Here is a 7,257-nt window from a genome sequence, read left to right on the forward strand (position 1 = left end):
TTAGTGGGAATGCCGTGGGACTTCCGCTCCGCGACAGCCCACCAGGAAGTCAAAGTCGCAGCCCTGGTCGGCTTGCAGCACATGGTCGATGTACAGTTGGCGATAGCCACCGACGATCAGCTTTTGCGGTGGCGCCAGATCAGCCATGCGCGCCGCCAGCTCGGCGTCGGGGATGTCCAGGTGCAGGCGGCCATTGGCGCAGTCGAGTTCAATCCAGTCACCTTCCTTCACGGCCGCCAACGGCCCGCCGGCAGCGGCTTCCGGTGCCACGTGCAAGACCACCGTGCCGTAGGCGGTGCCGCTCATGCGCGCATCGGAAATGCGCACCATGTCAGTCACGCCCTGGGCCAGCAGTTTGGCCGGCAGTCCCATGTTGCCGACCTCGGCCATGCCTGGGTAACCCTTGGGGCCGCAGTTCTTCATGACCAGGATCGAGTTGGCGTCCACGTCCAGCTCCGGATCGTTGATGCGCGCCTTGTACATGTCGAAGTTTTCGAACACCACCGCACGGCCACGGTGTTGCATCAGTTCGGCGCTGGCGGCAGACGGCTTGAGCACCGCACCCAACGGCGCCAGATTGCCGCGCAGCACGCAGATGCCGCCGTCGGCGCGAATCGGGTTGTCGAGGGTGCGGATCACTTCGTCCTGGCCGTAGATCGGCGAGTCCTTGGTGTTCTCGCCCAGGGACTTGCCGTTGACGGTCAAGGCGTTCGGGTGGGGGATCAGGTTGGCCTCACCCAGGCGACGCAACACGGCAGGCAGGCCGCCAGCGTAGTAGAACTCTTCCATCAGGAAGCGCCCTGAGGGTTGCAGGTCGACGATGGTCGGCATGCCGCGCCCGATGCGGGTCCAGTCATCGAGGTCCAGCTCCACGCCGATGCGCCCGGCGATGGCTTTAAGGTGAATCACCGCGTTGGTCGAACCGCCGATGGCCGCGTTCACGCGAATCGCGTTTTCAAACGCTTCTTTGGTGAGGATCTTCGACAGCTTCAAGTCTTCGCGCACCATCTCGACCGCACGCATACCGGACATGTGCGCCAGCACATAACGCCGCGCATCCACCGCTGGGATCGCCGCGTTGTGGGGCAGGGACGTGCCCAGTGCCTCGGCCATGCACGCCATGGTCGAGGCGGTGCCCATGGTGTTGCAGGTGCCTGCCGAGCGCGACATGCCGCCTTCGGCCGCGAGGAAGTCATCCAGGGTGATGGTGCCAGCCTTGACCTGTTCGCTGAGCTGCCACACCACCGTGCCCGAGCCGATGTCCTGGCCCTTGTGTTTACCATTGAGCATCGGCCCGCCGGTGACCACGATAGCCGGCACGTCGCAACTGGCGGCGCCCATCAGCAGCGCCGGGGTGGTTTTGTCGCAGCCGGTCAGCAGTACCACACCGTCAATCGGGTTGCCACGAATCGCTTCTTCCACATCCATGCTTGCCAGGTTGCGGGTCAGCATCGCGGTAGGGCGCAGGTTGGATTCGCCGTTGGAGAACACCGGGAACTCCACCGGGAAGCCACCGGCCTCGATCACGCCGCGCTTGACGTGCTCGGCGATCTGGCGGAAATGCGCGTTGCACGGGGTCAGCTCCGACCAGGTGTTACAGATGCCGATGATCGGCTTGCCATGGAACTGGTGGTCGGCAATGCCCTGGTTCTTCATCCAGCTGCGGTACATGAAGCCGTTTTTGTCGGCGGTACCAAACCATTGGGCGGAGCGTAGGCCGGGCTTTTTGTCAGGCATGATCGATTCTCTTATTGTATGACTATATGTTCTATGCGTGCTTAAACATAAGCGCAAAATCGCTGCTTTGGAAGTGTTGTTTTGTAAATAGTCATACTATATAGTCTTTCTCAACTGAGGTATGACCCTGGCGGATTTCGCGAGAGGCGTCCCCCCGAGCTTCTATAAAAACAACAATCGGAGATCGACCCCATGAGCCAGGAATTGCGGCTTATTCGGCGCATCACGCTGAAACTGATTCCCTTCCTGATCCTGCTGTACCTGATCGCCTACGTAGACCGTTCCGCCGTAGGGTTCGCCAAGCTGCACATGGGCGCCGACGTAGGTATCGGTGACGCTGCCTATGGTTTGGGCGCAGGGTTGTTCTTCATCGGCTACTTTCTGTTCGAGATCCCCAGCAACCTGATGCTCGACCGCTTCGGCGCGCGGCGCTGGTTTGCGCGCATCATGATTACCTGGGGCGCCATCACCATCGGCATGGCCTTTGTGCAGGGGCCGCACAGTTTCTATGTGATGCGCTTTCTGCTGGGCGCGGCGGAAGCGGGGTTCTTCCCCGGCGTGCTGTACTACATCACCCAGTGGTTCCCGGTGCGCCATCGCGGCAAGATCCTTGGGCTGTTCATTCTCTCCCAACCCATTGCAATGATGATCACCGGGCCCGTGTCCGGTGGTTTGCTCGGCATGGACGGCATTCTTGGCCTGCACGGTTGGCAGTGGCTGTTTATCGTGATCGGCACCCCGGCGATCCTGCTGACCTGGCCGGTGCTGCGCTACCTGCCGGACGGTCCCAGGCAGGTCAGCTGGATGAGCGAGCAAGAGAAAACCTGGCTTACCGGCGAGCTGGAAAAAGACCTGCAAGCCTACGGCCAGACCCGTCACGGCAACCCGCTGCACGCGCTCAAAGACAAACGCGTGCTGTTGCTGGCGCTGTTCTACCTGCCGGTGACCCTGAGCATCTACGGCCTGGGCCTGTGGTTGCCGACCCTGATCAAGCAGTTCGGTGGCAGTGACCTCACTACCGGCTTCATCTCGGCCGTGCCCTATATCTTCGGCATCATCGGCCTGCTGATCATCCCGCGCAGTTCCGATCGATTGAACGACCGCTATGGCCATCTCGCCGTGCTCTATGTGCTCGGCGCCATTGGCCTGTTCTGCAGTGCCTGGCTGAGTGTGCCTGTGCTGCAGATGGCCGCGCTGTGCCTGGCGGCCTTCGCGATGTTTTCCTGCACTGCGGTGTTCTGGACCTTGCCGGGACGGTTTTTTGCCGGTGCCAGCGCGGCGGCCGGCATCGCCTTGATCAACTCGGTGGGCAACCTTGGCGGCTATATCGGCCCGTTCGTGATCGGGGCGCTCAAGGAGTACACCGGCAACCTCGCCTCGGGCCTGTATTTCCTATCCGGCGTGATGCTGTTCGGGTTGCTGCTGACCCTCGTGGTCTACCGCTTGCTGGAGCGCAAGCACGTACTGCCCGTCGATCAATTTGCCGCCAGCGCCCGTGGCGCCACACGTACTTAAATCCAGGAGAACCTGCATGCGTTTAGTTCAGTTCGAGTTGAGCAACGGTGAGCGCCGCGTCGGCGTGGTGGAAGGCGACACCCTGCGGGAAGTGCAGGGCGCGCACAGCGTGCGCGAATTGGCCCTGGCCGCCATCGAAGCCGGGGTCAAATTGCAGCAACAGGTACAGAGCCTGGGCCTGGGCGCCAGTCATGACTACGCGGCGCTGCTGGCCGAACTTAAAATCCTGCCACCGCTGGACCACCCGGACCCGGCCCATATGCTGATCAGCGGCACCGGTCTGACCCACCTGGGCAGTGCCTCGGCCCGCGACAAGATGCACCAGCAGGCCGGTGATGACAGCGCGATGACCGACACCATGCGCATCTTCAAATGGGGCGTGGAGGGCGGCAAACCCGCTGCCGGCCAGGCCGGTGTGCAGCCGGAGTGGTTCTACAAGGGCGACGGCAGCATTGTCGTGCGTCCAGGCGCCGCCTTCCCGGTGCCGCCGTTTGCCGAAGACGCCGGCGAAGAGCCGGAAATCGGCGGCCTGTATGTGATCGGTCACGACCGCAAGCCTTATCGCCTGGGCTTCGCGGTGGGCAACGAGTTCTCCGACCATGTGATGGAACGCAAGAACTACCTGTACCTGGCCCATTCCAAACTGCGCAGTTGCAGCTATGGCCCGGAGTTGCGCGTGGGCGAGTTGCCCGTGCATCTGGCCGGTACCAGCCGCATCCTGCGTAACGGCGAGGTGATCTGGCAGAGCGAATTTCTCAGCGGCGAAGCCAACATGTGCCACAGCCTGGAAAATCTTGAATACCACCACTTCAAATACAGTCAGTTTCTCAAACCGGGCGATGTGCATATTCACTTCTTCGGCACCGCCACCCTGTCATTCGCCGACGGTATACGTACTCAACCGGGCGATGTGTTCCAGATCAGCCAGGCTGAGTTCGGCGCGCCATTGATCAACGGCATCGGCATGGTCGACGCGGTATTCGAACCCGGCCACGTCATCACCCTTTAAGGAGACCTACATGACCCAGTTCCTCGGCCACAACTACATCGGCGGCCAGCGCAGCGCCAACGGCAGCGTCAAGCTGCAGAGTATCGATGCCACCACCGGCGAAGCCTTGCCCCAGGATTTCTACCAGGCCACCCCGCAAGAGGTGGATGCCGCCGCCAAAGCCGCGGCGGCCGCTTACCCGGCCTACCGCGCCTTGAGCGCCGCACGGCGTGCGCGGTTTCTGGACGCGGTGGCCGATGAGCTGGACGCGCTGGGCGATGATTTCGTCGAGTTGGTCTGCCGCGAAACTGCGTTGCCTGCTGCCCGTATCAAAGGCGAGCGCGGGCGTACCAGTGGCCAGATGCGCTTGTTCGCCACCGTGCTGCGCCGTGGTGATTTCTACGGGGCGCGTATCGACAAAGCCCAGCCCGACCGCCAGCCGTTGCCGCGTCCGGACCTGCGTCAATACCGTATCGGCCTGGGCCCGGTGGCTGTGTTCGGTGCCAGCAACTTCCCCCTGGCGTTTTCCACCGCCGGTGGCGACACCGCCGCTGCGCTGGCCGCCGGTTGCCCGGTGGTGTTCAAGGCGCACAGCGGGCACATGGCGACCGCCGAGCGCGTGGCCGATGCGATCATTCGCGCCGCCGAGGCCAGCGAGATGCCGGCGGGCGTGTTCAACATGATCTTCGGCGGCGGTGTCGGTGAAGCGCTGGTCAAGCACCCGGCAATCCAGGCGGTGGGCTTTACCGGTTCGCTCAAGGGTGGTCGTGCCCTGTGCGATATGGCGGCCGCACGCCCGCAACCGATCCCGGTATTTGCCGAAATGTCGAGCATCAACCCGGTCATCGTGCTGCCCCAGGCCCTGCAAACGCGTGCCGAGAGCGTCGCCCGCGACCTGACTGCCTCGGTGGTACAAGGCTGCGGCCAGTTCTGCACCAACCCCGGACTGGTGATTGGCATCGCTTCGCCTGCGTTCACCGCGTTCACGCAACAGGTCGCGCAATTGATCGGTGAGCAACCGGCGCAAACCATGCTCAACACCGGCACCCTGGACAGCTACGGCAAGGGCCTGGAAAAACTCCTGTCTCACCCGGGCATCCAGCATCTGGCAGGCAGTACGCAAGTGGGCAACCAGGCTCAACCGCAACTGTTCAAGGCGGATGTACGCTTGCTGATCGACGGCGACGAAGTGCTGCAGGAAGAAGTGTTCGGCCCCACCACGGTGTTTGTCGAGGTCGTCGACCAGGCTCAACTCAGCGCCGCCCTGCATGGGCTGCACGGCCAGTTGACCGCCACGATCATCGGCGAACCGGCTGACCTGCAACAGTTCGCCGAGTTGACGCCGCTGCTGGAGCAGAAGGTCGGGCGCATCCTGCTCAACGGTTACCCCACGGGGGTGGAAGTCTGCGATTCGATGGTGCACGGCGGGCCGTATCCGGCGACCTCCGACGCCCGCGGCACCTCGGTCGGCACCCTGGCCATCGACCGTTTCCTGCGGCCCGTGTGCTTCCAGAATTACCCTGATAGCCTGCTGCCCGACGCGTTGAAAAACGCCAACCCGTTGCGTATCCAGCGCTTGGTGGATGGCGCACCGTCTCGAGAATCGCTGTAAGTCATCAGGAGGCCTCATGTCGTTGAGCGCAGTCACCCCACACCGTGCCCGCTTGGGCGAAGGACCGTTCTGGGATGTTCGATCCCAGGCGCTTTACTGGGTGGATATCGCCGCCAAACAGGCACTGCGCTGGATGGACGGGCAGTTGCAGGTGTGGCAGTTGCCCGAGCATGTCTCGGCGTTCATTCCGTGTGAAAGCGGCGATGCGCTGGTGACCTTGAGCAGCGGTGTGTATCGCCTCGACCTGGCTACCCAGGCGCTGACCCTGCTGTGCGTGGCCGACCCGCAACCGGGCAACCGTGGCAACGAAGCGCGCTGCGATGCCCAGGGCCGGCTGTGGCTGGGCACCATGCAGAACAATATCGGTGAGCAGGGCGAAGACCTGCCCATCACCCGGCGCTCCGGTGGCCTGTTCCGTGTCGATGCCGATGCGCGGGTCACGCCGTTGCTGACCGGGCTGGGCATTCCCAACACGTTGCTTTGGAACGAGGAGGGTAGCCAGGTGCATTTCGGCGACAGCATGGACGGCACGCTGTATCAGCATTCGATCCAGTCCGACGGCCAGCTCGAACCCGCCCAGGTATGGTTTGCACCCCATGAGCGCGGTGGGCCGGACGGCTCGGCCATGGACAGCGAGGGCTACATCTGGAACGCCCGTTGGGACGGCAGTTGCCTGCTGCGCCTGACGCCCGCAGGTGAGGTCGACCGCATCATCGAGCTGCCGGTCAGCCGTCCCACCAGTTGCGTGTTCGGTGGGCCCGACCTCACCACCTTGTATATCACCAGTGCCGCGAGTCCCTTGGATCACCCTTTGGACGGTGCGCTGTTGGCCATTGAAGTGGATGTCCCTGGCAAGCCTTGCCATCGTTTCGCCGGTTAAACCCAAGACTCAAAAACAACAACAAGAGGTGTCGTTCATGAAAAAGGTTCTACGCGTTCTGGCTGCCGCTGTTGCGTTAAGCAGCCTCAGCAGCATCGTATCCGCCGAAGAAGTGAAGATCGGCTTCCTGGTCAAGCAGGCCGAAGAGCCGTGGTTCCAGACTGAATGGGCCTTCGCCGAAAAAGCCGGCAAGGAGCATGGCTTCACCGTGATCAAGATCGCCGTGCCCGATGGCGAGAAAACCCTCTCGGCCATCGACAGCCTCGCCGCCAACGGTGCCAAGGGCTTTGTGATCTGCCCACCGGACGTGTCCCTGGGCCCGGCCATTGTCGCCAAGGCCAAGGTCAATGGCCTGAAAGTCATGGCTGTGGATGACCGCTTTGTCGATGCCAAGGGCAACTTCATGGAAGACGTGCCGTACCTGGGCATGGCCGCGTTTGAAGTGGGCCAGAAACAAGGAGCCGCCATGGCCGCCGAAGCGAAAAAACGCGGCTGGGACTGGAAGGACACTTATGCGGTGATCAA

The 7,257-nt window shown here is 62.7% G+C and carries 6 protein-coding genes; 5 read left to right on the forward strand and 1 reads right to left on the reverse strand.

The window, feature by feature from the left end:
- The gene (locus E4P01_RS15085) at positions 1-1,737 is read right to left on the reverse strand and encodes an IlvD/Edd family dehydratase (protein ID WP_005787482.1); all 1,737 of its coding nucleotides are present in this window, start codon (positions 1,735-1,737) and stop codon (positions 1-3) included.
- Positions 1,738-1,929: 192 nt separating this feature from the next.
- Between E4P01_RS15085 and E4P01_RS15090 the strand changes: the two genes are divergently transcribed.
- From E4P01_RS15090 to E4P01_RS15110, 5 genes are all read left to right on the forward strand, one after another.
- Positions 1,930-3,252 carry an MFS transporter gene (locus E4P01_RS15090; protein ID WP_078821050.1) on the forward strand — a complete coding sequence of 441 codons (1,323 nt, stop codon included), beginning with the start codon at positions 1,930-1,932 and terminating at the stop codon, positions 3,250-3,252.
- Positions 3,253-3,268: 16 nt separating this feature from the next.
- Entirely contained in the window at positions 3,269-4,261 is a 993-nt protein-coding gene (gene araD1 / locus E4P01_RS15095; RefSeq protein WP_216091188.1) for an AraD1 family protein, read from the forward strand.
- A gap of 10 nt (positions 4,262-4,271) precedes the next feature.
- Positions 4,272-5,852, forward strand: coding sequence for an aldehyde dehydrogenase (NADP(+)) (locus tag E4P01_RS15100; protein WP_216091189.1), 1,581 nt, complete (start codon positions 4,272-4,274; stop codon positions 5,850-5,852).
- Positions 5,853-5,868: 16 nt separating this feature from the next.
- On the forward strand, positions 5,869-6,732 hold the full coding sequence (locus E4P01_RS15105; RefSeq protein ID WP_078821053.1) for an SMP-30/gluconolactonase/LRE family protein: 864 nt from the start codon (positions 5,869-5,871) through the stop codon (positions 6,730-6,732).
- A gap of 37 nt (positions 6,733-6,769) precedes the next feature.
- The coding region (locus E4P01_RS15110; protein ID WP_248130085.1) for a substrate-binding domain-containing protein at positions 6,770-7,257 on the forward strand (488 nt) is incomplete at its 3' end.

Origin of the sequence: Pseudomonas sp. NCIMB 10586 (assembly GCF_023127895.1) — a bacterium.
GTDB classification, from domain to species: domain Bacteria; phylum Pseudomonadota; class Gammaproteobacteria; order Pseudomonadales; family Pseudomonadaceae; genus Aquipseudomonas; species Aquipseudomonas synxantha_A.